Below are 25,206 nucleotides of genomic sequence, written 5' to 3'. Positions count from 1 at the left end.
GTCAGACCGCCTCAGACTGACGGGCGGCCGCCAGGCGGACCGCGTCGAGGATCTTCTCGTAGCCCGTGCAGCGGCAGAGGTTGCCGGACAGGGACTCACGAATGTCCTGGTCGGACGGGGAGGGGTTCTCCTCCAGCAGCGCGTCGGCCTGGACCAGGAGGCCCGGGGTGCAGAAACCGCACTGGACGGCGCCGGCGTCGATGAACGCCTGCTGGATGTTGGAGAGCTCGACGCCCTCGCCGGTCTGCGAGTCGCCCGGCTTGGCCTGCCACTGCTTGGCGGCGTCCAGGGTGACGCCGCCCTTGCTGCCGCAGCCGCCGCCGGTGCCGCAGGCACCGCCGTGGCCGTGCTCGTCGCGCTGCTTGGCGAACTCCGCCAGGCCCTCGACGGTCACGACGTCGCGGCCCTCGACCTGACCGGCCGCGACCAGACAGGAACAGACCGGCACGCCGTCGAGACGGACGGTGCAGGAACCGCACTCGCCCTGCTCACAGGCGTTCTTCGAACCGGGGAGGCCCAGGCGCTCGCGCAGGACGTAGAGAAGGGACTCGCCCTCCCAGACGTCGTCGGCTTCCTGCTGACGGCCGTTGACAGTGAAATTGACGCGCATGATTACGCAGCCCCTTCAAGCGAGCGGCCGTTGTTCGAACCGCGGTACTGCTCCCACGTCCAGACGAGCTGGCGGCGAGCCATGATGCCGACCGCGTGGCGGCGGTACTTCGCCGTGCCGCGGACGTCGTCGATCGGGTTGGCCGCGCCGGAGGCGAGGTCACCGAACTGCTTGGCGATCGACGGGGTGATGACCTTGCCGGACTCCCAGAAGCCACCCTCTTCGAGCGCGGCGTTGAGGAACTCCTCGGCGGCCTTCGCCCGGATCGGGGTCGGCGCGGCCGAACCGATACCGGTACGGACCGTGCGGGTCTCGGGGTGCAGCGCCAGGCCGAACGCGCAGACGGCGATGACCATCGCGTTGCGGGAGCCGACCTTGGAGTACTGCTGGGGGCCGTCCGCCTTCTTGACGTGGACGGTCTTGATGAGCTCGTCGGCGGCCAGCGCGTTGCGCTTGACGCCGGTGTAGAACTCGTCGATCGGGATCAGGCGGGATCCGCGTACGGACTCCACCTCGACCTCGGCACCCGCCGCGAGCAGCGCGGGGTGGGAGTCGCCGGCCGGCGAGGCGCAACCGAGGTTGCCGCCGACACCGCCGCGGTTACGGATCTGCGGGGACGCGACCGTGTGCGAGGCGAGCGCGAGTCCCGGAAGCTCCGTGCGGAGGTTCTCCATGATCTGCGTGTACGGGACGGAGGCGCCCAGACGTACCACGTCCTCGCCGACCTCCCACTCCCGCAGGAGACCGATGCGGTTCAGGTCCAGGAGGTACTCCGGCCGACGGTGGTCGAAGTTGATCTCGACCATCACATCGGTGCCACCCGCAATCGGCACAGCTGTGGGGAACTCGGCCTTAGCGGCGAGCGCCTCCTCCCAGCTGGCGGGGCGAAGGAAGTCCATGTGCGGCTCTCTTCTTCTTAATCGGGTCGTTCACTTCAAGCCAGGAGGCCGTTGGGCCCTCGACTGGTCGTTCACGTGCTGTTAACGCGGTGTGGACTCAGTACACCGGCCCTCCGTCCCTCGGGTGCAGTCACCGAAACCATGAAGGAGTTGGCTGGGGACCTCCCTCGTCTTGTAGATTCGTATGAAAGGCAGGATGCGACGACCTGCCCGATTTCCAACGGCAACATTCGAGACAGATCGGCGGCGACATCATGCGGCTGCGCGCACTGCTGGAAACCGAGGCGCTGGGGCTGCGGCTGCTGGGCGGCGAGGAAGAACTCGACCGGACGGTCCGCGGGGTCATGACGACCGACCTGAGGGATCCCAGCCGATACCTATCCGGAGGGGAACTGGTCCTCACTGGCCTGGCATGGAGACGAAATTCAGCCGACTCCGAGCCGTTCGTACGAATCCTCGCGAGCGCCGGCGTGGCCGGGCTCGCGGCCGGCGAGGCGGAGCTGGGTGACATTCCCGACGACCTCGTCTCGGCGTGTCTGCGCAACCGTCTGCCGTTGTTCGCTGTAAACGAAGACGTTGCATTCGCCACGATCACCGAGTACGTGGTGCGACAGGTGTCGGGAGAGCGTGCCGGGGACCTAGCGGCTGTTGTGGACCGCCACCGACGGCTCATGACCTCCGGTCCGGCCGGTGGTGGGCCGGACGTGGTGCTGGATCTGCTCACCACGGACCTCGATCTCCGGGCCTGGGTGCTCTCGCCCACCGGCCGGCAGATCGCCGGGGCGGGCGAGCCGCTGGCGCCGGGCATCTGCGCGGCACTGGCGAGCGAGCACCTCGCGGCGGTCCGGACGGGCCGCAGGGGACCGCACCGGATCTCCCTCCAGGGTATTACCTACTCCCTCTTCCCGATCAGGGGACACGGCCGTGGCGCCGCAGGTCCGGCGGCCCGGGACGTCCGCGAGAGCGTGCTCTCCGACTGGCTGCTGGCCGTCGAGGCGGACGCCGGCGACTGGCCGGCCGAGCGGCTCGACCTGCTCCAGGGCGTCACCCAGCTCATCGCGGTCGAGCGGGACCGCCGCGACGCGGCCCGTACGGTGCGCCGCCGGCTGGCCCAGGAGGTCCTGGAGCTGGTCCAGACGGGCGCTCCGCCCGCCGAGATCGCCGCCCGCCTGCGGGTGGCCGCGCCGGTGCTCCTGCCCGGCCTGGGCGCCGCCCCGCACTGGCAGGTCGTCGTGGCCCGGGTCGACTGGGACGGCGGCGACATCACCGGCGGCCCCGTGGCCCAGTCGCTCCTGGAAGAAATCCTGGTCGACCCCTCGGTCTCCGGACCGGAACCGTCCGACCGGATCGCCGTCGCGCACGCCGGGGACGAGGCGATCGCCCTCGTACCCCTGCCCGCGCCCGCCGGGGAGCCCGGCGAGGAGAAGGGCCCCGACACCGCCCTGCACGCGGAAACGCTGCTGGCGGCCGTACGGGACCCCCTGGCGGCCGGTCTCGCCGACGACGGCCGGCTCACCCTGGGCGTCAGCGCGGCCGTGTCCTCCGCCGAGGGGCTCCGCGGAGCCCTGGAAGAGGCCCGGCACGCCCGCCGGGTCGCGGCGGCCCGCCCGGGCCGGGTCTGCGCGGCCGGCCACCACGAGCTCGCCTCGCACGTCCTGCTGCTCCCGTTCGTCCCGGACGACGTCCGCCGCGCCTTCACGGCCCGGCTGCTCGACCCGCTGCGGGACTACGACCGCCGCCACCGCGCGGAGCTCATCCCCACGCTCGAAGCCTTCCTGGACTGCGACGGCTCGTGGACCCGCTGCGCGACGCGGCTGCACCTCCACGTCAACACGCTGAGGTACCGGGTCGGGCGAATCGAGCAGTTGACGGCGCGGGACCTTTCCCGCCTGGAGGACAAGCTCGACTTCTTCCTGGCACTGCGGATGAGCTGAGAAGATCCACCGCCTGACCGGCCGGGGGGCCGGTCGGGACCCAGCGGAGGCCGGGCGGGGGCGGCTGATGATCCGTCCGGACTTTGTGAAAGAGTTCACCCGACCCCTTGGCCGAAGCTGCCGATCCGTGCTCTCATTTCGCCCCAGGGCTCAACGACGTGCTGCTTGGTTGCTTTGGGGAGGGCAATGTGGCGGATACCGCCATGTCCAGTGCCGGAACTACCGGGGGAGACGACCCCCTCCAGCGGGCGATATGGCGGCTGCGCTCGCGCGGCTGTTGGACCGACGCGGCGGCCCTGCTGACGCCGCACCTGCACGATGCCGGAGCCGCCGTGCAGCGGACCGGGCTGCTGGTCGAACGCTGCCTGTTCACGGGGCAGGGCTGGGCCGAAGCCGAGGATGCGCTGCGGGTGGCCGAAGCGGTCTCCCAGGACGACGACGACCGGGGCGCGGCCGCGTGCGAGCGCGGTCACCTGGCGTACGCGGCGACCGTACTGGGCGTCCGCGACCGGGCCGACGAGGCCCGCTCCGCGCTCGGCCGGGCGGCGGCGCTGCTGTCCCCCGGGTCGCGCACCCGGCCGCTCCTGGACTTCCGCCGGGGCCTGGTCGCCGAGCACCTGGCGGACGCCCCGTCCTCCGCCCTGCCGGCGTACCGGCGGGCCCATGCGGGCGCCCTGGCCCACGGCGACGTCCTGCTGCTCTCCTTCACCTGGCGGCACCTCGCGGCGCTGGCCCTGCGGGACGGGGAGGTCGCCGAGGCCCGCAAGGGCTTCGCGGAATCCCTCCGCATCCGGGAGGACCTCGGCTTCCTGATCGGCACGGCGCCCGCGCTCGCGGCCCTGGCCGAAGCCGAACCGGAACCGGAGGCCACCCGCCTCCGCGCGGAGGCCCGCCGCCTCTTCCACCTCCTGGGCGGCATCCCCACCTGGCTGGCCGACCAACTCCACCCCGTACCGGCGCCTACTCCTTCCTGACGCGCCCCTCGCACGGTGCGGCCCTGGCGGGCCTCCCCGGCTTCGCGCCGCTGCGCCGGCCTCCGACCGGCGGTGGCCCGGCCGGGGTCCCCGCCACCGCCGTCCCGGCGGGGCCCGATGGGCGGTGCGGGTGGGGCGGCCCTGCGGGGCTGGGTCCCCTACCCGCCCTTCCACCGTTCCCAGGGCCAGCCCTGACCCGCGCCTCAAACGCCGGCGGGGCTGGGGATGCCACCGAGCTGGGAGGGGTCCCGGGCTGCGCCCGGACCCCCTGGGGCTCCGCCCCAGACCCCGGTCCTCAAACGCCGGACGGCTGAATGGACCCGGGCCGCCTCGACGCCGGACGGCTGAGATCCCCCTGCCGGCGGCGATGCCCCCGGGCGGCTGAAAGGCTCACCGCTAGGCGGCGCCGGAACGTCCACGGGCCAGGGTCGGAACGTCACCCGGCCAGGGTCGGAACGTCACCCGGCCAGGGGCGGAACATCACCCGGCCAGGGTCGGAACGTCACCCGGCCAGGGGCGGAACATCACCCGGCCGAGGTCGGAGGGGTGCGCCAGGGTCGGGGACGGGGACGGGGTGGGGTGTTGGCCTGGACGTAGAGCGTGATTTGTGGCGCGAGACCACGCCGCGCCCTGTCGAAGCTCGGGGCAGGGCGCCTAAATCATGCAGTCCAGGCCAACACCCCACCCCGGCCCCGGCCCCGACCCACCACCCGCAGCACGCAAACCCCCCAGGCATCCGTCACGGGGACGTGAAGTGGGTGCGGATCAGGGATTCCGCCTCCGGGAGGTTGCCCGTGGAGAGGGCCGCCAGGACGGCCATGTGCTCCGCCGCGTCCGCGACGAGGTCCGCCCGGCGGATGCGCCGGGGGCCCGGCAGGGGCCACTGGGAGCGGCGGTGGAGGTCCTCCGCCACCAGGAGGAGCTGCGCGTTGCCCGCCATCGCGAGCACCGCCCGGTGAAACGCCCGGTCCGCGTCGGCATACCGCGCCGGATCACCCGCGGCCGCCGCCGCCTCCCCCTCCGCCGCCGCAGGCACCACCGCGGCCCACGCCCCGGCCGGCACCGTACGGGCCAGCCGCAGCATCACCGGGACTTCGAGCAGCGCCCTGACCTCGGCCAGCTCCGCCAGCTCCCCCGGGGTCCGGGTCAGGACCCGGAAGCCCCGGTTCGGGAGGCATTCGACGACCCCCTCCAGCGCCAGCTGCTGCATCGCCTCGCGCACGGGCGTCGCGGAGACCCCGAACCGCTCCCCCAGGGCCGGGCCCGAGTAGATCTCCCCCGGTGCCAGCTCGCCCGCGAGCAGCGCCGCGCGCAGGGCGTCGAGGACCTGCCCGCGCACGGAGTGGCGCACCACCTTGCGGTCCTGCTGTGCCGGTACCCGGGCTCGGTCCGTATCGCGCACTCGGTCCTCCCACGGGTTTCGACCTGCCCGAAGAATAGCCCGCCTTCCCACACCCACCAGAGATCAGGTAAGGTAAGGCTTACCTGTCAACGATCACGCGATTCGGTGGTACGCCATGACCGTCACGGCCGTAGCGCCCGCCCAGGGCCGCGTCAGCTTCGTCCGCCCCGTACGCATCCCCGCCCCGGCCGGCTCCCCGGTGGCGGATGCCTACGCCCGGCTGACCGAGGCCTACGCCGGACTGCGCGTCACCGAGCTCGCCCCGCACGAACCCTCCCCTCGCGGTGTGGGGTGGGTCGGTGCGGACGAGCTCGCGGCGGGCGGCGACGCCCTGGAGACGTTCCTCGCATGGGACGAAGCACAGATCCTCCGCGACTACGGGCGCCCGGGTCGGCCCGACGTGGTGGCGGGGTTCGGACTGCACCGGTACGCGTGGACGGCCTGCCTGCTGATCACGATCCCGTGGTTCCTGGACCGGCGCGTACCCCTCCTGCCCCCGGAAGCCGTGTCCTTCCACCGGACGCAGGGCCGGATGGCCGTCCGCGTCCGCTCCTTCGCCTGTCTGCCGGACGACCCGGCGGCAGCGCTCCCCGGGGCCCGGGTCGTGCCCGACGAGGACGCGCTGCGCGCAGAGGTACGGGCTGCGGTGGCCCAGCACCTCGAACCGGTCATGGAGGGCTTCGGCCCGCGGACCCGGCGCGGACGGCGAGCCCTGTGGGGCATGGTCACGGACGACGTGGTCGAGAGCCTCTGGTACGTGGCCGACCTGCTAGGCGAAGCCCAGGAGCAGCGGGCCGTGCGCGAGCTCGACCGGCTCTTCCCCGGCTCGACCGCCCCATACACCGGCAGCGCGGGCTTCCGCACGCTCGAGGCCCCGGACGGCCGGGAACTGCCCACCCGCGACCGGGCGAGCTGCTGCTTCTTCTACACGATCCGCCCCGACGACACCTGCGTCACCTGCCCCCGCACCTGCGACGCGGACCGGATCGCCCGCCTGACGACCGACAGCTGAAGGAACCGGCCCCGCGGCGCCGACGGCCGGCCGGTGTCACCCGCCCGGCCGTACGACCGCCACCGGGTTTCCGCGCCGCCGCCTCCGCCGCGTCAACCCACCCGTCCGACTGACGAAAATCGAACTCAACTCAGCCCGTACGAGCTGGAGTTCGATCCGCAACACCCTATCCGGCGGGCTCCGCCCCCCGTTGGCGTCCACTTGCCCCGAAACCCGCGTGTACGGCTCACCGGCTGCGCCACTATGGCGCCCGGAAAGCCGCACCGGCCACAAGCCGAACAGCCGCATACGCGAGGCAAGGGACAACCGCATGAGACTGACCGACATATCGCTGGACTGGCTGCTGCCCGGCAGCCTGCTGATCCTGGGCGTGCTTGCGGCAGTGGCGGTACTGGCCCGGGGCAAGCGCGAAGGCGAGAAGGCGGGGGTGGCCGAGGACAGCTGGGAGCGCAGCGAGGAGCGGCGGCGGCGCAAGGAAGCCGTCTACGGGACCGCCTCCTACGTCCTGCTCTTCTGCTGCGCCGCGGTCGCCGCGGCGCTCTCCTTCCACGGACTGGTCGGCTTCGGCCGGCAGAACCTCAACCTCTCCGGGGGCTGGGAGTACCTGGTCCCCTTCGGTCTCGACGGCGCCGCCATGTTCTGCTCGGTGCTCGCCGTCCGCGAGGCCAGCCACGGTGACGCGGCCCTCGGTTCGCGCATGCTGGTCTGGCTGTTCGCGGGAGCCGCCGCCTGGTTCAACTGGGTGCACGCCCCGCGCGGGCTCGGCCACGACGGCGCTCCGCAGTTCTTCTCCGGCATGTCGCTCTCGGCGGCCGTGCTCTTCGACCGCGCCCTGAAGCAGACCCGCCGGGCCGCACTGCGCGAACAGGGCCTGATTCCGAGGCCGTTGCCCCAGATCCGGATGGTCCGCTGGCTGCGGGCCCCCCGGGAGACCTTCGGCGCGTGGTCACTGATGCTGCTGGAAGGGGTCCGCACGCTCGACGAGGCCGTGGACGAGGTGCGCGAGGACAAGAAGGAGAAGGAGAACGACCGACACCGCCGGCGGGAGCAACACCGCCTGGACCGGGCGCACATCAAGGCGCTCGGCCGGCAGAACCGGGCGTTCGGGCGCGTGGCCCGCGCCCGTCAGGTCGAGGTGCCGGGGCTGGCCCCCGGAGCGGGCTCCGCGCCGGTCGGCGCGGAGCCGGCCATAGCGGAAACCGGACAGCTGCCCCTACGGCGCCGGCCCTCCCTACAGGCCGTGAGCGGAACCGAGTCCCTCCACACGGCTGACATCGCCGACCTGGCGACCGGCCCCCGGACGGTGGACCTCACCGCCGAGGACGATACGCAGACGCTCCCCCGGCTCGACTCCCTGGAGCGCAAACTGAAGGACCTGGAGCAGCAGTTCGGCTGATGCGTCCGATGCCGTCGACGCGACGGGGTCCCGGCCCCTCCTGAATCGGCGTAGCGGGGTCCGCCCGGTCACTCAGGCGGGCCCCGCCTCCTTCGCTCCGTCGAGCTCGAACCACACCACCTTGCCGCCGCCCAGCGCGAGCCCTAGCGCGTCCACGCCCCAGGCGTCGGCGAGCGACTGCACCAGCACCAGCCCCCTGCCGTGCGTACCGTCGTCGGCGGACGGTACGTGCGGCCGGGGCCGGCGGGCGGCGTAGTCGCGGACCTCCACCCGCAGCCGGTCGGCGGCGAGCGTCGCGGAGACCTCGGCGCCCTGATCGGTGTGGACGAGGGCGTTGGTCACGAGCTCGGTGATCAACAGCTCGGCCACCTCGGCGGCCTCCGCCTTGCACCGATGGCGCATCAACTCCCGTAAATCCCTGCGGACTTCTCCCACCGCTTTCAGGTCGGCCCGCCGCACGCTCCGGGTGATCCCCGACGCGTGCACGCCCGTCCCCTCCTCGGCCGACGGTTCGCGCGGAACCGGCCGCCCTCTCCGCCACAGCTTCCCCGTCTTCGCCCCCACCCGCACGGCGATGTACCTCCCGTATGCCCGCTGCCCGACGGCCCGCCTGTCGAACAGGCCTACGGGATGCATGCCCCCCGGGGGAATCCGCACGCATTCGGACTCAAGGGCGCGGCACGTTACGGAGGTTGGATCGCGCCATCTGGATCATCCGGCCCACCCCGCCGTCCAGCACGATCTTGCTGGCCGAAAGTGCGAATCCGGTCACCATTTCGGCGCTGATCTTCGGCGGAATGGACAGCGCGTTGGGGTCCGTGACCACATCCACCAGAGCAGGTCCCTTGTGCTTGAAAGCGTCCCTCAAAGCGGCTGTGAGCTGCTTGGGCTTCTCCACCCTGACCCCGTACGCGCCCGCCGCGCGGGCGATCGCCGCGAAGTCGGGGTTCTTGTTCGTCGTTCCGTACGAAGGAAGGCCGGAAACCAGCATCTCCAACTCGACCATACCGAGGGATGAGTTGTTGAAGAGGACCACTTTGACGGGGAGGTCGTACTGCACCAGGGTGAGGAAATCTCCCATCAGCATGGAGAAACCGCCGTCGCCCGACATCGACACCACTTGACGTCCGCGATCGGTGAACTGTGCGCCGATGGCCTGCGGAAGGGCGTTGGCCATGGAGCCGTGGCTGAAGGAGCCGATGATGCGGCGCTTTCCGTTCGGGGAAAGATAGCGCGCGGCCCATACGTTGCACATGCCTGTATCCACGGTGAACACGGCGTCTTCGTCGGCGAGTTCGTCGAGCACCGCGGCCACGTACTCGGGGTGGATGGGGGTGCGCTTCTCGACCTTGCGCGTGTACGCCTTCACCACTCCCTCCAGGGCGTCCGCGTGCTTCTTCAGCATCCGGTCGAGGAACCGGCGGTCCGTCTTGGCCTTCACCCGGGTGTTCAGCGCGCGCAGGGTCTCCCGTACGTCACCCCAGACCGCGAGGTCCAGCTTGGAGCGGCGGCCGAGGTGTTCGGGCCGGATGTCCACCTGGACGATCTTGACGTCGTCGGGGAGGAAGGCGCTGTACGGGAAGTCCGTGCCGAGCAGGATCAGCAGATCGCACTCGTGGGTGGCCTCGTAGGCCGCGCCGTAGCCGAGCAGCCCGCTCATGCCGACGTCGTACGGATTGTCGTACTGGATCCATTCCTTGCCGCGCAGGGCGTGCCCGACGGGGGCCTTGACCCGGCCGGCGAACTCCATGACCTCCGCGTGTGCGCCGGCGGTGCCGCTGCCGCAGAACAGGGTGACCCGGTCGGCCTCGTCGACGAGCCGGACCAGCTTGTCGATCTCGCCGTCGCCGGGCCGTACGGTCGGCCGCGCGGTCACGAGGGCCTGCTCGATGCTCTGCTCCGGGGCGGGCAGGGAGGCGATGTCCCCGGGCAGCGACACCACGCCGACGCCGCCGCGGCCGATGGCGTGCTGGATGGCGCTCTGCAGCACACGGGGCATCTGCCGGGGGTTGGAGATCAACTCGCTGTAGTGGCTGCACTCGGTGAACAGCCGGTCGGGGTGGGTCTCCTGGAAGTAGCCGAGGCCGATCTCGGAGGAGGGGATGTGGGAGGCCAGCGCGAGGACCGGGGCCATGGAGCGGTGGGCGTCGTAGAGCCCGTTGATCAGGTGGAGGTTGCCGGGGCCGCAGGAGCCGGCGCAGGCGGCGAGGGAGCCGGTGATCTGGGCCTCGGCGCCCGCCGCGAAGGCGGCGGTCTCCTCGTGGCGCACCTGGATCCACTCGATGCCGCCGGTGCGGCGGATGGCGTCGACGACGGGGTTGAGGCTGTCCCCGACGACTCCGTACATCCGGCGCACGCCGGCGCGCACGAGGATGTCGATGAACTGCTCCGCCACGTTCTGCTTGGCCATGGAGGGGGCGCCCTTCCCTTTTCCGGTCCGGCTCTGCCGGGTGCGCCTCCCATCCACGCATGATCCGCCGGGTTACGCCTCCCAGACCGCGGCGGCCGTCCGGTCGTCGGCGTACCCCTTGAGGCGCAGCTGGGTGTCCGCGAGGAAGGCGGCGAGGCCCGGCGGGGGTGCGTCGGCCCAGCGGGCGGCGAGCTCGGCGGACAGCGGCTCCTCCTCCCGCATCGGGTCGGCGAGGCCGCCGGAGCACAGGAGCAGGGTGTCGCCGGGGCGGGCCACGGAGGCCCGGAAGCGGAAGCGGAATCCGGCGGGGGGCGGGGCGGGCGGGGCCGCCGGGGCGGGGGTGGGGGTGGGCTCGTCCAGGTCCCGCCACTGTCCGTCCCGGAGCCGGAACAGCCCGCCCGCGCCCGCGCCGAAGCAGACCCGGGTCCGGCAGCCGGGGTCGACCGGAAGCAGTACGCCGCGCAGCCCGGCCGTGTAGCCGTCCTCCGGGAGCCCGAGCTCGGCGGCGCGGGCGCGCAGCTGCCCGTAACCGCGGTCGGTGAGCCGCTGGAGCCCGGAGCGCAGGGCCTCGCGGCGGCCGTCCCGGATGTCCTGCGACAGCCGCTCCTGGCTCCGCCCGACGGCTGCGGCGACGGAGCGGCATACCTCGGCGGCGGCTTCGGCGGCCCCGGGCGCGGCGCGGTCGCCTCCGGCGAGCACGATCAGGACCAGCGCGTCGGGGCCGGTGCCGAAGCGGGCGGTGAGCAGGAAGTCCCGCCGGGCCTCGCCCCGGAACCGTGCGGAGTCCCCGCGCACGGAGGCCGCGCGCAGCGTGTAGCCGCCGTACTGGGCCCCCTCGAGCACGGTGTCGGGGGTCAGCGCGGCGAGCCCGGCCGGGTCGGCGGCGGGCAGCGCGATGGGCTCCGCGGCGTAGGTGGGCGGCCGGTCACCCAAGTGCGCCACCACGGGCCGCGGCACCCCCGAAACGTTGAGACCGACGTCTGCACCGCCCCCGGAGACGGGAGCGGCACCCCAGCCCGACCCGGAACCGGGATGCGCTCCCAGGGCGAAGCCGGTGGCGGTGGCGCTGCCGCGTCCGGGATCTGAATCAAGGCCAGGGCCGACACCGGCGCCGGACACTGGAACGGGACCAGAATCCGCCCCAAGCCCGGGCCCAGGCCCGGGACCGAACCCGGAGCCCGGACCAGCCCCAGAGGCGGAAGCCGGAACGTCCATGGAACCGGGACCGGAGGCCGGATCGGAGCCAGAGGCGGGTTGGATCCCGGAAGCGGAACCGGGAGCCAGACCGGCGTCAGGGCCGGGCCCGAACCCGGAAGCGAGACCAGGAACAAGCTCGGTGTCGGGGCCGGGACCGGGCCCGGGGACTGCACCCGACCCGGGGCCAGGGAACGCACCCGACCCGATGTCAGGGCCGGGACCGGACCCGGCGCCGGGGATCGCACCCGACCCGGGGCTAGGCAACGCACCCGACCCGGTGCCAGGGCCGGGACCGAACCCGGGGCCAGGGATGGCACCCGACCCGGGGCCTAGGCCGGGCCCTGACACGGCTGCAGGGCCGGACCTGGGATCTGAGGCGGGGCCGGAAGCGGCCCCGGCCCCTGGAGCCGGAACAGGAACGACGCCGGACCCTGGCGCGGGACCGAGGCCCAAGCCTGCCCCGGAAACGGCACCCGGCGGCGAGCCGGTGCCCGGGCCCGTCCACGGATCGCCGTCGGCGCCCGCACCGGGTGCTGGGACGGATCCCGCCGGGCCGGCCGGGGCCGGGTGCCCGGCCCCGCCGTACGTGCCGTCCGGGCCGCTCCCGGCCCCTGACGGGTCCGGCCCCGGGGGCGCAGCCGCCGGCGACGCCTCGTCCCGCGGGCCCCAGCTCCAGTCGGTCGGTTCCTCCGGGTCCTCGGCGGGCAGCGCGGGCGGGACGGCGACGCTCCCGAGCGCGTACCAGGTCTGGCCGCCCTCCCGGGGATCCCGCGGCGGCGGCAGCACCGAGCCGCCGTACGCGTCTTCCGCCGGGGCCTCCGGCCGGGTGCCGGGCACGGGCGGCTCCGCCCCCACCTCAGGCCTCGGCCCACCAACAGCCACGGGCGGCTCCGCTTCCGTGCGGGGCGCCGGTACCGGCCCGGGAACAACCACGGGCGGCTCGGCCACCGCCTCCGCCACCAGCCCGGGAACAACCACGGGCGGCTCGGCCACCGCCTCCGCCACCGGCCCGGAAGCAACCACGGGCGGCTCTGCCCCCACCTCAGGCGTCGGCCCGACCTCAGGCCTCGGCCCGCCAACGGCCACCGGCGGCTCCGCATCCGCGACGGGCACCGACACCGCCTCCGCCACCGGCCCGGAAACACCCACGCCCGGCTCCGGATCCAGCGCCTCCTCCCCCGTCAGGGGAACCGGCTCCCTCCGGGGCCCGGGTACCGCGGACGGCGTCGGGGCCACCAGGACCGCCGCCGAGCGGAAGCGGTGTTCCAGGGTGTCCCGGGGATCGGGTTCCGGCCCCCCGTCGGGGTCCTCGTAGAGCTTCTGCCACCAGTCATCCGCGCCCGCGTCCCGCTGACTCATGGCCCTCATTGTCGGGCTCCGCCGCAGCCGAAATCCGGCGAACGCGGGAAAAAGGGGGGCCCATCGGACCGCCGTCCGATGGACCCCCCTGCTCTATGTCGTACGACTTAGCGAATGTCGTACGCCCGCGCGACCATCTGGGTGACGGTGGCGCCGTTCTTGTCGGTCAGCTCGACCTTGAGCATGACCTGCTTGCCCGCGGCTCCGGCGTGGTCCACGGTCGCGGTCCACTGCCCGCCGCGCTCGCCGACCTTCGCCTCGCTCCAGGTGCCGCCCTCGTCGTACGAGTACGACAGCTTGGCCGAGGCGAGCGCGCCGGGCGCGTAACCCGCGTGCCCGCTGACCGAGAGGCCGATCTTCTGGCCGTTGGCCGCGGCCAGGGTCTTCATGCCGTCCAGCGGGGCCGAAATCCGCGGGAAGATGACCGGCAGCGCCTGCGAGTACTGCGTCTCGTCCAGCTTCGAGCGGAAGGTCCAGGTGGTCTGGATCCCGGAGGAGCGCTGCCAGGTGCGGGCCGGCTGGCCGAACTTCTCCAGCTGCTGGGTCAGTTCGTACGTGGACTCCTCGGCCGGGACCTCGAAGGCCCCGAAGGGGTAGCCGGTGTCGCCCAGCGACTCGCCGTTCACCTTGAGCGAGACGTTGCCGAGGTCGCCGAAGCCGCCCTGCTGCGCGTAGTGCCCGGTGTCGCCCCACATGGCGGAGGCGAAGCCGATCAGGTTGCCCTGCCGCTCGGCGGCGAGCTGCTCCTTGCCCGCGGTGTCGCGCGGCGCGACCGGGCCGATGACCCCGTCGTACCAGTTCTCCGTGCGCCGGGAGCCCGCCTTGTACGTACGGTGCTGGTCGGTCATGAACTCGCCCCAGGGGAAGCTGCTGGAGACCATGTGGTCCCAGGCGGTGTCCCCGGTGGAGTAGTACTCGGTGCGCTTGCCCGGTACCGCGACGGTGTCGATGGAGCCGAAGTACACGGCGTTGCCGAGCGGGCGGTAGGCCCCGGTCACGTCGACGAAGTCGGCGGCGACGCCCATCGACTGGTAGGCCGATTCGACGGTGCCCAGCTCGCGGTCGCGCACCCGGTAGGTGCGGTCCCCTTGGACCCGGCCCTTCTCGATCTGGGCGAGGTTGTAGACGTACGGGCTCTTCGCGCTGCCCTTCCAGCTCAGCGTGACCGGGCCCTTGCCGAGCTTGGCCAGCAGGGCCTGGCCCTCGCCCGCCTCGATGGACAGGGCCGGGAGCGAGCCGCCCGCGTAGCCGGTGAAGCCCTGCCAGCGGCCGGGAGCGTCGCGGTAGGCGAGGACGGCCTTGGCGCCGGCCGCCTTCGCGTCGTTGGCGATCCCGTGCAGCGCGCCGTCGGCCACCTTGACCAGGACGATCGCACCCTTGGCGGCGACGGCGGCGAGCTCCTCCGGGGTGCCCGAGCCCGCGTTGACGAGCGGGGCGCTGCCCGTGCCGTCGAGGTTGTCGCTGCCGGTGGAGGCGGTGAGCGGGTGCAGCACCGGGCCGCCGGAGGCCTTCAGCTCGGAGAGCAGCGGTGCGGCCGCGCGCCAGTAGCTGCCGAACTCGAAGTCGCCCTCCTCGGCCCTTCCGTCGACCGAGGCGTAGTAGCCGCGGATGGTGCGGCCGCCCGCCGCGGTGCCCGCGTGCTGCCAGGCGTCGCCCCAGGAGCGGGAGAAGGCGAGGGTGGTGGCGCGCCCCTCGGCGGGCTTGTCGGTGGCGATGTTCAGCTTGGCCGCCTTGCGGGCGTCCAGCACGATCACCGTGTCCTTCTTGATCTCCGTCTGCGGACGGCCGAGGTAGGTGAGCGAGTCGTACATCCGCTCGCCCTCCCCGGCGTCGGGGGTGCCGACGAAGGCGGAGAGGAAGTACGAGCCCGGGCGGACCCGGTACACCTGGTCGGCGGCGCCCTCGTTGAAGCGGCGTTCGCCGGTGGCGTCGTCGGTGCCGATCAGGTCCAGGGAGGACGGGCCCGCGGCCGGCTTGCCCGCGCGGTCGAGGAGCTTGACGCGCACCGTCACCGTCTCCGGCTCCACGTAGAGGGAGAAGGGGGTGGAGACGTGCACGCCGTTCGCCGTGCCGACGACGCGGCCGGTGACGTCCCCGTACTGGGAGCGCTCCAGCTTCGCGGCGGGGTCCAGGGCGAGCGGCACCTTGACGGTGGCGCCGGCCGGGACGGTCACGGTGCGCTGGTCCAGCCGGGCGATCCGGCTGCGGACGGCGGAGCCGTCGTTGCCGGTGACCTTCTCCACGGAGAGGTTCAGCGTGACGGGCTTCTTGCCCGTGTTGGTGTACGGGACCTCGACGCCGGTGCGGTCGCTGCGGTCCTGCGGCCAGTTGAAGGTGCCGCCCTGGAGCGCGGGGGCGCTGGTGACGGTGGTGTCGATGGCGGCCTTGACGTCGAGCCGGCCACCGCCGGTCTCCCGTACGTCGCCCGGGACCGCGGTGTTCGCGGAGCCGACGAGCGCGGCCTTGATCTGCTGCGGGGTCCAGTCGGGGTGGCGCTGCTTGACGATGGCGGCGGCGCCCGCGACGTGCGGGGTGGCCATCGAGGTGCCGGACATGGACTGGTACGCGTACACCCCGCGGCCGCCCATGTTGGCGGCGGAGATCTGGACGCCGGGGGCGGCGATCTCGGGCTTGAGGGTGTGGTTCAGACCGGCCGGGCCGCGGCTGGAGAAGGAAGCCGTCTTGTCGTCGCGGTCGACGGCGCCGACGGTCAGCACGCTGGGCGCGCAACCGGGCGAGGAGACGGTGTTGTTGCCGGGCCCGGAGTTGCCGGCGGCGATGACGAAGAGGGTGTTGCTGCTCTGCGCCAGCGCCTCGGTGGCCGCGGCCATCGGGTCGTCACAGGAGAGCTGGGAGGGGTCGCCCAGGCTCATGGAGACCACGTCGGCCTTGCTGTCCACGGCCCACTGCATGCCCGCGATGATCCAGGAGTCCAGGCCGTAGCCGGAGTCGTTGAGGACCTTGCCGCTGAGCAGCCGGGCGCCGGGGGCGACGCCCTTCTTCGCGCCGGCGCTCGCCGCGCCGGAGCCGCCCACGGTGGAGATGGTGTGGGTGCCGTGGCCCTGACGGTCCTCGGCGGTGTCCGAGTCGGTGAAGTTCTTGGCCTCGGCGACCCGGCCCTTGAGGTCGGGGTGTTCGAGGTCGGTGCCGGTGTCGAGGACGGCGACCTTGGTGCCCGTGCCGTCGAATCCGGCGGCCCACGCGGCGGTGGCGCCCACCTGCTTGGTGGAACGCTCCAGGTTCGCCTGGACCTTGCCGTCCAGCCACAGCTTCTTCAGCGGGGCGGAGGCGGCCGACCGGGCGTGCGGGTTGACGTTCGCGCCGGTGACGTCGGCCCAGAAGTCGGCGGCCTTCTCCTTGTCGGCGGCCAGCGCGACACCGCCGATGGAGCCGAGGACCAGCGACTGCTCGGCGCCGCGCGGGGCGGGCGGGGCGCTGCGGGCGAGGCTCGCGGAGCGCTCGTACACGGCGATCAGCGGGAGCTTCTTGGCGTGCGCGTCGTCGTAGCCCTGCCGGATCAGGCCGGTGACGTTGAAGAGTTCCTCGTCGGCCTTGCCCGCGGCGAGGGCCTTGATCGCGCTCTCGGGGTAGACGTAGAGGTCCTTGCCCGCCTGGCGGGTCTGCACGATCGGCTGCGAGCCGTCCGCGCGGGGCATCGCGGTGGCGGCCGTACGGCCCTGCGCGTCGGTGGACACCAGGATCCGGTCACCGGTGACCAGGGTCACCGTCACGGGACCGGTGGGCTGCTTCGCGGCCTCCTGGCTCCCGGTGAGGGCCTTCTTTGCCGTTCCGGATCCTGCTCCGGAGGCTCCATCGCTCGGCTGCGCCGTGGACGGGCCCACGGCCGTGACGGCCAGGACGGCCGCGATGGCCGCTCCCAGTGCCGTACGCGATATCGGGCGCATCGCTCTCCCCAGATGAATTCCGGCCAACTACTGCATTGCACGGCGAAAAGGCCGCGTAAATGGCTTCTGGCCAGCGGATGTTGGTGCTGCGGTGGCGCCACCTTGGCAGAGGGGCGCCGGGTGCGGCGATGATGTCCGCGGCGGGTTTGCGCCGTGGCCGCTTCCCGCCAGGAACGGCTCCGAGAGGTTGGGTGGACGAGTTGCTGGGTGCGATAGGCCTCGACGAAGGACAGGAGTCCGCTTACCGCGCGCTGGTCGCGCTGGGGGCGGCGGAGATACCGGACCTCGCGCACCGGCTGACGCTGCCGGTGCAGCAGACCGAACGGACCCTGCGCCACCTGGAGCGGCACGGTCTGGCCGCCCAGTCCTCCGCCCGCCCCGGCCGGTGGGTGGCGGCCCCGCCCGGGGTCGCCCTGGGGGCCCTGCTCACCCAGCAGCGGCACGAACTGGAGCAGGCCGAGCTGGCGGCGGCCCTGCTGGCGGAGGAGTACCGGGCGGAGGCCGCCGAGCCGGCCGTGCACGACCTGGTGGAGGTGGTGACGGGCGCCAGCGCGGTGGCCCACCGCTTCCACCAGCTCCAGCTCGGCGCGGTGGAGGAGGTGTGCGCGCTGGTCAGCGGCCGGCCGCAGGTGGTGACGGGGACGGACAACGACGCGGAGGACCGGGCGGCCGTACGGGGCGTCGCGTACCGCGTGGTCATCGAACGGGAGGTGCTGACCCTGCCGAGCGGGATCCGCGAGGCGTCCACCGCGTTGGCCCGCGGCGAGCACATCCGGGTGTCGGCCGCGGTGCCGACCAAACTCGTCATCGCGGACCGGTCGCTCGCGATGGTCCCGCTGACGGCCCGCGGCGCGGAGCCGGCGGCGCTGGTCGTGCACGCGTCGGGGCTGCTGGAGTCCCTGATGGGCCTCTTCGAGGCGGTCTGGCGGGAGTCGCTCCCGCTGCGGCTGGGCTCCACCGGGGCGCCGGAGGAATCCGACGGCGGACCCGACGCCACGGACCTGGAGATCCTCACCCTCCTGCTGGCGGGGATGACGGACGCGAGCGTGGCGAAGCACCTGGAGCTGGGGCTGCGGACCGTGCAGCGACGGGTCAAGGGCCTGATGGAGCTGTCGGGGGTCACGACCCGGCTCCAGCTCGGCTGGCACGCGTACGAACGGGGCTGGGTGGCCCGGTAGCCCCAGGTCAGGCAGGCTGAGCAGATGGATCTGCCTCAGCTGCCCCAGTTGCTGCTGGTGGGGCTGGTGCTGGTGCTCGGCTTGCTCGCGGTACTGGTCCCCGGCGCCCCCGGCACCCTCCTCGTCTGGGCCGGACTCCTGTGGTGGGCGCTGCACGAACGGACGTCGGCGGCTTGGGGCCTGCTGGCGGGCGCGACGGCACTGCTGCTGGTCGTCCAGGTGGTGAAGTGGCAGCTGCCCCCGCGACGGCTCCGGGGGGTCGGCGTCACCCGCCGGATGGTCGTGTACGCGGGTGCGGGGGCGGTACTGGGCTTCGTGCTGCTCCCGGTCGTCGGCACGGTCCCCGGCTTCGTGGGCGGCATCTACCTCTGCGAGCGGCGCCGCCTGGGCACCCACGGGGAGGCGTGGGCGTCGGTACGGGCGGTGATGCGGGCGGTGGGGACCAGCGTGCTGGTGGAGCTGTTCGCGTGCCTGCTGGTGGTGGGGGCCTGGGTGGGCATGGTGCTGTGGGCGTAGCCACGGCGGCTCTGGGCTTGGCCCTTGGCACTGGCCCTGGTCCTGGCCCTGGCCCTAGTCCACCGACCGGGGCTTACGGCGTAGGCCCGACTAGGCCCTCGGCCCGATGCGCCGCGCGGGCCCGGCTGGGATCGTCTGTCCCATGACGGAGTCGAGTTTCAAGGGTTTCAAGGGGTTCAGCGAGGCCGAACTGACCTACCTGCGTACGCAGCACCTGGGCCGGCTCGCGACGGTGGACGCGGCCGGGCAGCCCCAGGCGAACCCGGTGGGGTTCTTCCCGCAGGACGACGGCACGATCCTGGTGGGCGGGCTGGCGATGGGCACGACGAAGAAGTGGCGCAACCTCACCAAGAACCCCCGGCTGTCCCTGGTCGTGGACGACCTGGTCAGCACCCGCCCGTGGAAGGTGCGCGGCATCGAGATCCGCGGCCACGCCACGCTGGAGGTGGGCCCGCACTCCCTGGGCCCCCATTTCAGCCCGGAGGTCATCCGCATCCACCCGGACCGCGTCCTGACGTGGGGCCTGACCGACTGAGGCGCGCCCCCGGGGCGACGAGGCACCGCACGCCGCACGAAAATGCCGAGCGCATCCGGTGCGACTGCTGGTCTCATGCCCGCATGGAGAACCGACCGATCACGGAAGCCGCACCCTCCGACCCGTGGCCCGCCCACTTCGCCGACCGCGGCCACCCGGGTGCCCGCCGGATCGGCGCCGGTGTCGAGGGAGTCGTCTACGGACTCGGCGGGGGCCGGGTCGCGAAGGTGTGGAACGGCCGGCCGCCGGCCGGTCTCGCGCTCACCCGCCGGGTGTACGCGGACATGGCGCGGCACCGCCTGCCGTTCTCCACCCCGGAGATCTTCGAGGTCGAGGACCACGAGGGCGTCCTGGTGACGTACGAGCGCGAGCTGCCCGGCGGCCCGATGCGGGTCGACTCCGCGCACGCGGCGTACGAGCGCGAGCTGTCCGCCCGGCACACCGACACGCTGCTCTCCGTTCTGCGCGGCCTGGCCTCCGTTCCCGGCACCGATGCCATGCTCGGGTTGACCGTCCAGGGGGACGACCGTCCGCTGTGGCGGGATCACGACTGCTTCCGCGACGCCCTCGCGGCCCTGGTCGACCGGGCCGCGGCGCGGCACGGCGCCGCCCTCGCGGCTCACGTCCCGGAGTTCGAGGCGGGAGTGGAACGCACGCGAAAGGCCCTGCGCGCGCTCCCCGACGCCCCGGTGACGGCGATCCACGGTGACCTCGTACCGCCCAACATCCACGTGGACGAGGCCGGCCGGCCCGTCGCGGTGCTCGACTTCGGCTTCTACACGACCGCGGGAGACCCGGCCTTCGAGGCCGCCGTGACCGCTGCCGTCTGGGACATGTACGGACCGCACGCCGAGGAGCACGCCGCGGAACTCACCGGGCTCTTCGCCCGAGAACTCGGCTACCCGCCGGCGACCCTCACCACCTACCAGGCCGCGTACGCCCTCACGACCTACGACCTCTTCGGCCTGGACGAGCAGGACGGCCACTTCCGCTGGTGCGCGCAACAGCTCCGCAGCAACGCGGTGTTCACCGCCTGAAGCCACGGGCGAAGTCCCCTACCCACCCTTCGCCCGTTCCCCGGGGCTCCGCCCCGGACCCCCGCGCCTCAAACGCCGGCGAGGCTGGATTGCCCGCAGGGCAATTTCAGCCGTCCGGCGTTTGAGGACCGGGGTCTGGGGCGGAGCCCCAGGGCGGGTCCGGGCAGCGCCCGGGGCGGGACCCGTCAGGCTCGGCCAGTCCGCTTCGCGGAATAGTTCGCGCGGCCCTCCGCGGAGCGGAGCCTCCAGTCGCGCCGGATCTCCGCCCGGAGCCGCGCATCGGTCTTCGCGACGATCCGCTGGTTCTCCCGCAGCAGCTTGCGGTAGCTCTCCAGCCGCCGCTCGGCCAGCTCCCCGGAGTCCACCGCGGCCCGCACCCCGCACCCCGGCTCCGCCTCGTGCGCGCAGTCGTGGAAACGGCACCGCTCGGCGTACTCCTCGATCTCCGAGAAGACCTGCCCGACGCCCGCCTCCGCGTCGAAGAGCCCGACGCCCCGCAGCCCGGGGGTGTCGATCAGCACGCCGCCGCCCGGCAGCGCGAGCAGGTTCCGCGTCGTGGTGGTGTGGCGGCCCTTGCCGTCGACGTCACGCGTCGACTGGACCTCCATCACGTCCTCCCCCAACAGCGCGTTGGCCAGCGTGGACTTGCCCGCGCCGGAGATCCCGAGGAGCACGCTCGTACCGCCCCCGACCACCGCGGCGAGCACGTCCGTGCCCTCCCCGGTCATCGAGGACACGGTGAGGACCTGGACGCCGGGGGCCGTGGTCTCCACGTCCTCGACGAGGTGGCCGAGGGTGACCGGGTCGGGGACGAGGTCCGCCTTGGTCAGGACCACGAGCGGCTGAGCCCCCGATTCCCAGGCGAGCGCGAGGAACCGCTCGATGCGGCCGAGGTCCAGTTCGACCGCCAGTGACACCGCGATGATCGCGTGGTCGACGTTCGCGGCGAGGATCTGGCCCTCGGACCGCTGGGAGGAGGTGGACCGTACGAAGGCGGTCCGGCGCGGCAGGTACGTCTTCACGTAGCGCGGCTTGCCGTGCGCCTCCAGCACCGCCCAGTCGCCGGTGCAGATGACGCGGAGCGGGTCGTGCGGGGTGACGAAGGCGGTGTCGGCGCGGACGATGCCGTCCGCCGTCATGACATCGCACTGCCCGCGGTCGACCCGTACGACCCGGCCGGGCAGGAGGCCCTGGTCCGCGTACGGGGCGAACTCGGCCGCCCATGCTTCGTCCCAGCCGAAGGGGGCCAGGGCGGAGGAAGCCGAGGAAGCGGAGGAAGCGGAGGAAGCGGAGGAAGAAGAAGGAGAAGCGGAGAAAGCGGAGAGAGACAAGGGAAACCCTTCACAGGGTGGCCCCGGCGGTGCGCGCCGCTACCGGGCGCGAAAGAGAGGTGTGAGGTCAGCCGGAGACCACAGAAGTGACATCGATGATCTTCTGAGTGCGGGCAACGCCCTGCGCCATGACAGTCATCAATGAACTCACCTCCGGGTCTGCATACGTACTGACGGCGTTCCTCGGCGACCGGTGATCGGCGGGAACGTCCCCACCGTAACAAGCACCCTCGGGCCCGCGCCACTTCTTTTACGGGCTGCCGCACACCGGGTCTCGAACTGACCGCCGGTCAGGACGGGCCGAGGAAATCAGCGGCCAAGTCGGCTACCGACACTAAGGTGTTCGTCATGGAGAGCAGCGGAACCGCAGATTCTGAGACGATTTACGAGACGGCCTCCGATACCCGGAGGCGGATCCTGCGGGTCTCCACGGAGCTGTTCGGAGTTCACGGCTTCCACGAGACCTCGCTGCGGGAGATCGCCGAACGGGTGGGCGTCTCCAAGCCGGCGGTGCTCTACCACTTCCCCGGCAAGGCCGACATCCTCGGCGCCCTCGTGGAGCCGATGCTCCGCGAGTTGGCGCAGGCCCTGGCACGCGCCGCCGCGGCATCGGGCGCGCCCGACGGATCCGGCACGCCCGACCGGGCACGGTGGGCCGCCATCGAGGGGGTGCTCGACGTCTGGCTGGAACACCGGCACCTGCTGCGCCTCAACTTCCAGGACATGGCCCTGGCCACCACCGGCCCGGTCTTCGCCCAGCTGCGCGACGCCATGCTCCGGGCCAACTTCCTGGTCGCGGGGCCGAATGCCGGGTTCGCGGAACGGGTCCGGGCGTCCCAGGCCGTCGCCATGCTCTCCGACCCGGTGGTGCTCTTCGCCGACGCCCCCGTCCCGGCCCTGCGCGAGGCCGTCCTGGAGGGCGTACGCCGCCTGCTCGACGGCCCGCCCGGGCCCGACGGCCCGGCCCGGCCCGCGCCGGGGGGCCGGCGCGGGCGGCCCGCCGCCATGAGCCCGGCCATGATCGAAGCCGCCCGCCGGATGCACGCGGCGGGCAGCGGGGCCACCGCGATCGCCGCCGCCCTCGGCGTCTCCCGGGCCACGGTCTACCGGCACCTCCCCCAGGAGGAGGACACCGAGTGACCGGCCGGACGCGGCCGCGCGCCGCACGCCCCGCCCCGCCCCGCCGGTGTCCGATTCGTTCAAGACCGGCCCGGCCGGGCGTGCCTAGGGTGAGTTCATGACTCCCCGACTCGACATGATCGGCATCATCGTCTCCGACATGGCCGCATCGCTCGCCTTCTACCGCCGCCTCGGCATCGACGTGCCCGCCGGGGCCGACTCCCAGCCGCACGTCGAAGCCGTCCTGCCGGGCGGGCAGCGGATCGGCTGGGACACGGAGGAGGTCATCCGCTCCTTCGACCCGTCCTGGACCCGCCCCACGAGCGACGGCCGGGTGGGGCTGGCGTTCCTGTGCGACTCCCCCGCCGAGGTGGACTCGCTGTACGCGGAGCTCACGGAGGCCGGGCACACGGGCCACCTGAAGCCCTGGGACGCCTTCTGGGGGCAGCGCTACGCCGTCGTCCTGGACCCGGACGGCTCCGGGATCTCCCTCTTCGCGCCGGCCGAGCCGGCCGCGTAGGCCCCCGGCGTGGTCCCGGCCAGGGCCCGTACCTCGCGGGTGTAGTGGGCCTGGTCGGCGTATCCGGCGGCCGCCGCCACCGCCGCCGGCGGCAGCCCGCGCCGGGTCAGCGCGAGGGCCCGCTGGAGGCGCAGGATCCGGCCCAGGGTCCGGGGCCCGTAGCCGAAGGCGTCGAGCGAGCGGCGGTGCAGCTGCCGCTCCCCCAGGCCGACCGCCCCCGCGACGGCGGCCACGCCCTGCCCGGCCCGCAGCCGGGCCGCGACCTCCCGGACGAGCGGGTCCGGGGGCTCGCCGTCGGCCGTGCGGAGCCGGGCCAGCTCCTCCAGTCCCGCGCGGGGATCCCCGTACGAGGCCACGCGCTCGGTGAGGCGCCGTACCTCGGCGCCGGGCCACAGGTCGGCCAGCTCGACCCGCCGGTCGCGCAGCAGGCGGGCCGGTACGCCGAGCAGCGCGGGCGCCGTGCCGGGGGCCAGCCGGATCCCGGCGAAGCCTGAGCCGGGGACTTCTCCGGCGGGGTGCGGGGTGGTGTCGGGTCCGGCCACCAGGAGCCGGCCGTCCACCCAGAGCAGGTCCATGCACCCGTCGGGCAGCACGACGCCGGAGCCGGCCCCGGCGGCCCCGCCGGCCCGCCAGAGCACCGCTCCGGCGACCGTCCGGGACGGCCGTTCCTCGTACCCCGGACCGGGCACCGGGTCCGCGCGATCCACCACGGACACCACGCTACGGCGGCCGTCAGTGCTTGCGCAGGCGGGAGTGGTAGTCCTCGGGCGGCAGGAACTTCGACCAGCGCTCCGGGAACTCCGAGGGCATGCCCCCGTCCTCGTCGCCCTCGTCGTCCTCCGACTCCCCCTCGGCCAGGGCCCGCCAGGCGGCCGCCCGGGCCACGAGCTGGGCGGCCTCCGCCTCGCGGACCCGCTCGTTCGCCTCGCGCGCCGCCGCGGTGGCCACGGAGGGCCAGACCCGGTCGATCGCGGCGTTGACGGCGGCCCCGACGAGGACGGCGAAGGCCGAGATGCCGATCCACAGCAGGATCGCCACGGGGGCGGCCAGCGATCCGTAGATGGTCGGGCCCTCCACCGTGTTGGTGAGGTAGATCCGCAGCAGGAACGAGCCGAGCACCCACATGGCGAGGGCGACCAGCGCGCCGGGCACGTCCTCGATCCAGGGCGAGCGGACCGGGACGGAGACGTGGTAGAGCGTGGTCAGGAAGGCGATGGAGAGCAGCGTGACCACGGGCCAGTACAGGACCGCGATCACCTCGGTGCTCCAGGGCACCAGCCGCACCACCGCGTCCGGGCCGACCACCATGAGGGGCAGCACGATGGCGCCGATCAGCAGGGCGGCGATGTAGAGGACGAAGGCGAGCAGCCGGGTCTTGACGATGCCGCGCTGGCCGTCGAGGCCGTACATGACGGTGATGGTGTCGATGAAGACGTTCACGGCGCGCGAGCCCGACCAGAGGGCGAAGGCGAATCCGAGGGAGATGAGGTCGGGGCGGCCCCGGCCGGTGACGTCGTCGAGCATCGGTTTGGCGATGTCGTTGACGCCCCGGTCGGAGAGCACCGTGCCGACCGCGCGCAGGATGTTCTCCTCGATGCTGGCGACGGTCGTACCGCCCGACCAGCCGTCCACGTACCCGAGGAGGCCCAGCAGGCCCAGGAAGAGCGGGGGCAGCGAGAGCAGGGTGAAGAAGGCCGCTTCGGCGGCGAGTCCGAGGATCCGGTACTCGATGCACGAGTTCACGGTGTCTTTGAGCAGCAGCCACGCCATCTTGCGCTTGGAGACGTTGCGGTAGAGGGCGCGGGCCCGGTGGAGGCGTCCCGGAATCCGCTCGGGTGTTTCTTTCGCGTGCTGCACGTCCTTACGGTATCG

The 25,206-nt window shown here is 73.0% G+C and carries 20 protein-coding genes; 10 read left to right on the top strand and 10 right to left on the bottom strand.

Annotated elements, in window-relative coordinates; all coding sequences use genetic code 11:
* Nucleotide 1: 1 nt before the first annotated feature.
* The gene (locus ACFRU2_RS32380; protein ID WP_250744167.1) at nt 2-610 is read right to left on the bottom strand and encodes a (2Fe-2S)-binding protein; all 609 of its coding nucleotides are present in this window, start codon (nt 608-610) and stop codon (nt 2-4) included.
* A gap of 2 nt (nt 611-612) precedes the next feature.
* Nucleotides 613-1,509: a xanthine dehydrogenase family protein subunit M gene (locus ACFRU2_RS32375; RefSeq protein WP_250744166.1), complete on the bottom strand. Its 897-nt coding sequence runs from the start codon at nt 1,507-1,509 to the stop codon at nt 613-615.
* Nucleotides 1,510-1,763: 254 nt separating this feature from the next.
* Between ACFRU2_RS32375 and ACFRU2_RS32370 the strand changes: the two genes are divergently transcribed.
* Entirely contained in the window at nt 1,764-3,443 is a 1,680-nt protein-coding gene (locus tag ACFRU2_RS32370) for a PucR family transcriptional regulator (protein WP_382978956.1), read from the top strand.
* Nucleotides 3,444-3,631: 188 nt separating this feature from the next.
* On the top strand, nt 3,632-4,417 hold the full coding sequence (locus ACFRU2_RS32365) for a hypothetical protein (RefSeq protein ID WP_250744164.1): 786 nt from the start codon (nt 3,632-3,634) through the stop codon (nt 4,415-4,417).
* Nucleotides 4,418-5,156: 739 nt separating this feature from the next.
* On the opposite strand, the gene ACFRU2_RS32360 is transcribed toward ACFRU2_RS32365, so the two are convergent.
* Nucleotides 5,157-5,819 (bottom strand): GntR family transcriptional regulator, encoded by a 663-nt coding sequence (locus tag ACFRU2_RS32360; RefSeq protein WP_382978953.1) that lies wholly within the window; start codon nt 5,817-5,819, stop codon nt 5,157-5,159.
* Nucleotides 5,820-5,934: 115 nt separating this feature from the next.
* Here ACFRU2_RS32360 and ACFRU2_RS32355 point away from each other — a divergent pair, with 115 nt between their 5' ends.
* A complete protein-coding gene (locus ACFRU2_RS32355; protein WP_382978950.1) occupies nt 5,935-6,831 on the top strand; it encodes a (2Fe-2S)-binding protein in 897 nt (298 codons plus the stop codon).
* Nucleotides 6,832-7,141: 310 nt separating this feature from the next.
* Nucleotides 7,142-8,227: a DUF2637 domain-containing protein gene (locus ACFRU2_RS32350; protein ID WP_382978947.1), complete on the top strand. Its 1,086-nt coding sequence runs from the start codon at nt 7,142-7,144 to the stop codon at nt 8,225-8,227.
* Between the two features lie 72 nt (nt 8,228-8,299).
* Here ACFRU2_RS32350 and ACFRU2_RS32345 read toward each other — a convergent pair whose 3' ends face one another.
* The 4 genes from ACFRU2_RS32345 to ACFRU2_RS32330 form a co-directional block, all read right to left on the bottom strand.
* The gene (locus ACFRU2_RS32345; RefSeq protein WP_338056949.1) at nt 8,300-8,686 is read right to left on the bottom strand and encodes an ATP-binding protein; all 387 of its coding nucleotides are present in this window, start codon (nt 8,684-8,686) and stop codon (nt 8,300-8,302) included.
* Between the two features lie 208 nt (nt 8,687-8,894).
* On the bottom strand, nt 8,895-10,637 hold the full coding sequence (locus ACFRU2_RS32340) for a pyruvate dehydrogenase (protein WP_382978944.1): 1,743 nt from the start codon (nt 10,635-10,637) through the stop codon (nt 8,895-8,897).
* Nucleotides 10,638-10,709: 72 nt separating this feature from the next.
* Nucleotides 10,710-11,594 carry a protein phosphatase 2C domain-containing protein gene (locus tag ACFRU2_RS32335; protein WP_382978941.1) on the bottom strand — a complete coding sequence of 295 codons (885 nt, stop codon included), beginning with the start codon at nt 11,592-11,594 and terminating at the stop codon, nt 10,710-10,712.
* A gap of 1,706 nt (nt 11,595-13,300) precedes the next feature.
* Nucleotides 13,301-17,098, bottom strand: a complete 3,798-nt coding sequence (locus tag ACFRU2_RS32330; RefSeq protein ID WP_382978938.1) for a S8 family serine peptidase — start codon at nt 17,096-17,098, stop codon at nt 13,301-13,303.
* 200 nt (nt 17,099-17,298) lie between these two features.
* On the opposite strand from ACFRU2_RS32330, the gene ACFRU2_RS32325 reads away from it, so the two are divergent.
* The 4 genes from ACFRU2_RS32325 to ACFRU2_RS32310 all read left to right on the top strand — a co-directional run bounded on the left by ACFRU2_RS32325 (nt 17,299) and on the right by ACFRU2_RS32310 (nt 20,364).
* The gene (locus ACFRU2_RS32325) at nt 17,299-18,276 is read left to right on the top strand and encodes a helix-turn-helix domain-containing protein (protein ID WP_250744238.1); all 978 of its coding nucleotides are present in this window, start codon (nt 17,299-17,301) and stop codon (nt 18,274-18,276) included.
* Nucleotides 18,277-18,300: 24 nt separating this feature from the next.
* On the top strand, nt 18,301-18,792 hold the full coding sequence (locus tag ACFRU2_RS32320) for a DUF456 domain-containing protein (protein WP_382978936.1): 492 nt from the start codon (nt 18,301-18,303) through the stop codon (nt 18,790-18,792).
* A gap of 142 nt (nt 18,793-18,934) precedes the next feature.
* A complete protein-coding gene (locus ACFRU2_RS32315) occupies nt 18,935-19,327 on the top strand; it encodes a PPOX class F420-dependent oxidoreductase (protein WP_382978933.1) in 393 nt (130 codons plus the stop codon).
* An 83-nt stretch (nt 19,328-19,410) separates the two neighbouring features.
* Nucleotides 19,411-20,364, top strand: coding sequence for a phosphotransferase family protein (locus ACFRU2_RS32310; RefSeq protein WP_382978931.1), 954 nt, complete (start codon nt 19,411-19,413; stop codon nt 20,362-20,364).
* 185 nt (nt 20,365-20,549) lie between these two features.
* Here ACFRU2_RS32310 and rsgA read toward each other — a convergent pair whose 3' ends face one another.
* A complete protein-coding gene (gene rsgA / locus ACFRU2_RS32305; protein ID WP_382978928.1) occupies nt 20,550-21,695 on the bottom strand; it encodes a ribosome small subunit-dependent GTPase A in 1,146 nt (381 codons plus the stop codon).
* A 348-nt stretch (nt 21,696-22,043) separates the two neighbouring features.
* Here rsgA and ACFRU2_RS32300 point away from each other — a divergent pair, with 348 nt between their 5' ends.
* Both ACFRU2_RS32300 and ACFRU2_RS32295 read left to right on the top strand, forming a co-directional pair.
* A complete protein-coding gene (locus ACFRU2_RS32300; protein ID WP_382978925.1) occupies nt 22,044-22,835 on the top strand; it encodes a TetR family transcriptional regulator in 792 nt (263 codons plus the stop codon).
* Nucleotides 22,836-22,932: 97 nt separating this feature from the next.
* Nucleotides 22,933-23,334: a VOC family protein gene (locus tag ACFRU2_RS32295; protein ID WP_382978922.1), complete on the top strand. Its 402-nt coding sequence runs from the start codon at nt 22,933-22,935 to the stop codon at nt 23,332-23,334.
* Here the strand turns inward: ACFRU2_RS32295 and ACFRU2_RS32290 are convergent.
* Together ACFRU2_RS32290 and ACFRU2_RS32285 are read right to left on the bottom strand one after the other, a co-directional pair.
* Nucleotides 23,265-24,044, bottom strand: coding sequence for a helix-turn-helix domain-containing protein (locus ACFRU2_RS32290; RefSeq protein ID WP_382978919.1), 780 nt, complete (start codon nt 24,042-24,044; stop codon nt 23,265-23,267). The two genes, ACFRU2_RS32295 and ACFRU2_RS32290, sit on opposite strands and share 70 nt — an antisense overlap.
* Before the next feature lie 22 nt (nt 24,045-24,066).
* Nucleotides 24,067-25,191, bottom strand: coding sequence for a YihY/virulence factor BrkB family protein (locus ACFRU2_RS32285; protein ID WP_274550109.1), 1,125 nt, complete (start codon nt 25,189-25,191; stop codon nt 24,067-24,069).
* Between the last annotated feature and the right edge of the window lie 15 nt (nt 25,192-25,206).

The organism is Streptomyces sp. NPDC056883 (assembly GCF_042788835.1).
GTDB lineage: Bacteria > Actinomycetota > Actinomycetes > Streptomycetales > Streptomycetaceae > Streptomyces > Streptomyces stoeckheimensis.
This window is presented reverse-complemented; position numbering and strand designations above follow the sequence as displayed.

What these genes read in the sequence shown, in the direction of transcription:
- ACFRU2_RS32380 (WP_250744167.1), bottom strand. Translation starts at nt 610, where the DNA reads ATGCGCGTCAATTTCACTGTCAACGGCCGTCAGCAGGAAGCCGACGAC.
- ACFRU2_RS32375 (WP_250744166.1), bottom strand. Translation starts at nt 1,509, where the DNA reads ATGGACTTCCTTCGCCCCGCCAGCTGGGAGGAGGCGCTCGCCGCTAAG.
- ACFRU2_RS32370 (WP_382978956.1), top strand. Translation starts at nt 1,764, where the DNA reads ATGCGGCTGCGCGCACTGCTGGAAACCGAGGCGCTGGGGCTGCGGCTG.
- ACFRU2_RS32355 (WP_382978950.1), top strand. Translation starts at nt 5,935, where the DNA reads ATGACCGTCACGGCCGTAGCGCCCGCCCAGGGCCGCGTCAGCTTCGTC.
- ACFRU2_RS32350 (WP_382978947.1), top strand. Translation starts at nt 7,142, where the DNA reads ATGAGACTGACCGACATATCGCTGGACTGGCTGCTGCCCGGCAGCCTG.
- ACFRU2_RS32340 (WP_382978944.1), bottom strand. Translation starts at nt 10,637, where the DNA reads ATGGCCAAGCAGAACGTGGCGGAGCAGTTCATCGACATCCTCGTGCGC.
- ACFRU2_RS32330 (WP_382978938.1), bottom strand. Translation starts at nt 17,098, where the DNA reads ATGCGCCCGATATCGCGTACGGCACTGGGAGCGGCCATCGCGGCCGTC.
- ACFRU2_RS32320 (WP_382978936.1), top strand. Translation starts at nt 18,301, where the DNA reads ATGGATCTGCCTCAGCTGCCCCAGTTGCTGCTGGTGGGGCTGGTGCTG.
- ACFRU2_RS32315 (WP_382978933.1), top strand. Translation starts at nt 18,935, where the DNA reads ATGACGGAGTCGAGTTTCAAGGGTTTCAAGGGGTTCAGCGAGGCCGAA.
- ACFRU2_RS32310 (WP_382978931.1), top strand. Translation starts at nt 19,411, where the DNA reads ATGGAGAACCGACCGATCACGGAAGCCGCACCCTCCGACCCGTGGCCC.
- ACFRU2_RS32300 (WP_382978925.1), top strand. Translation starts at nt 22,044, where the DNA reads ATGGAGAGCAGCGGAACCGCAGATTCTGAGACGATTTACGAGACGGCC.
- ACFRU2_RS32295 (WP_382978922.1), top strand. Translation starts at nt 22,933, where the DNA reads ATGACTCCCCGACTCGACATGATCGGCATCATCGTCTCCGACATGGCC.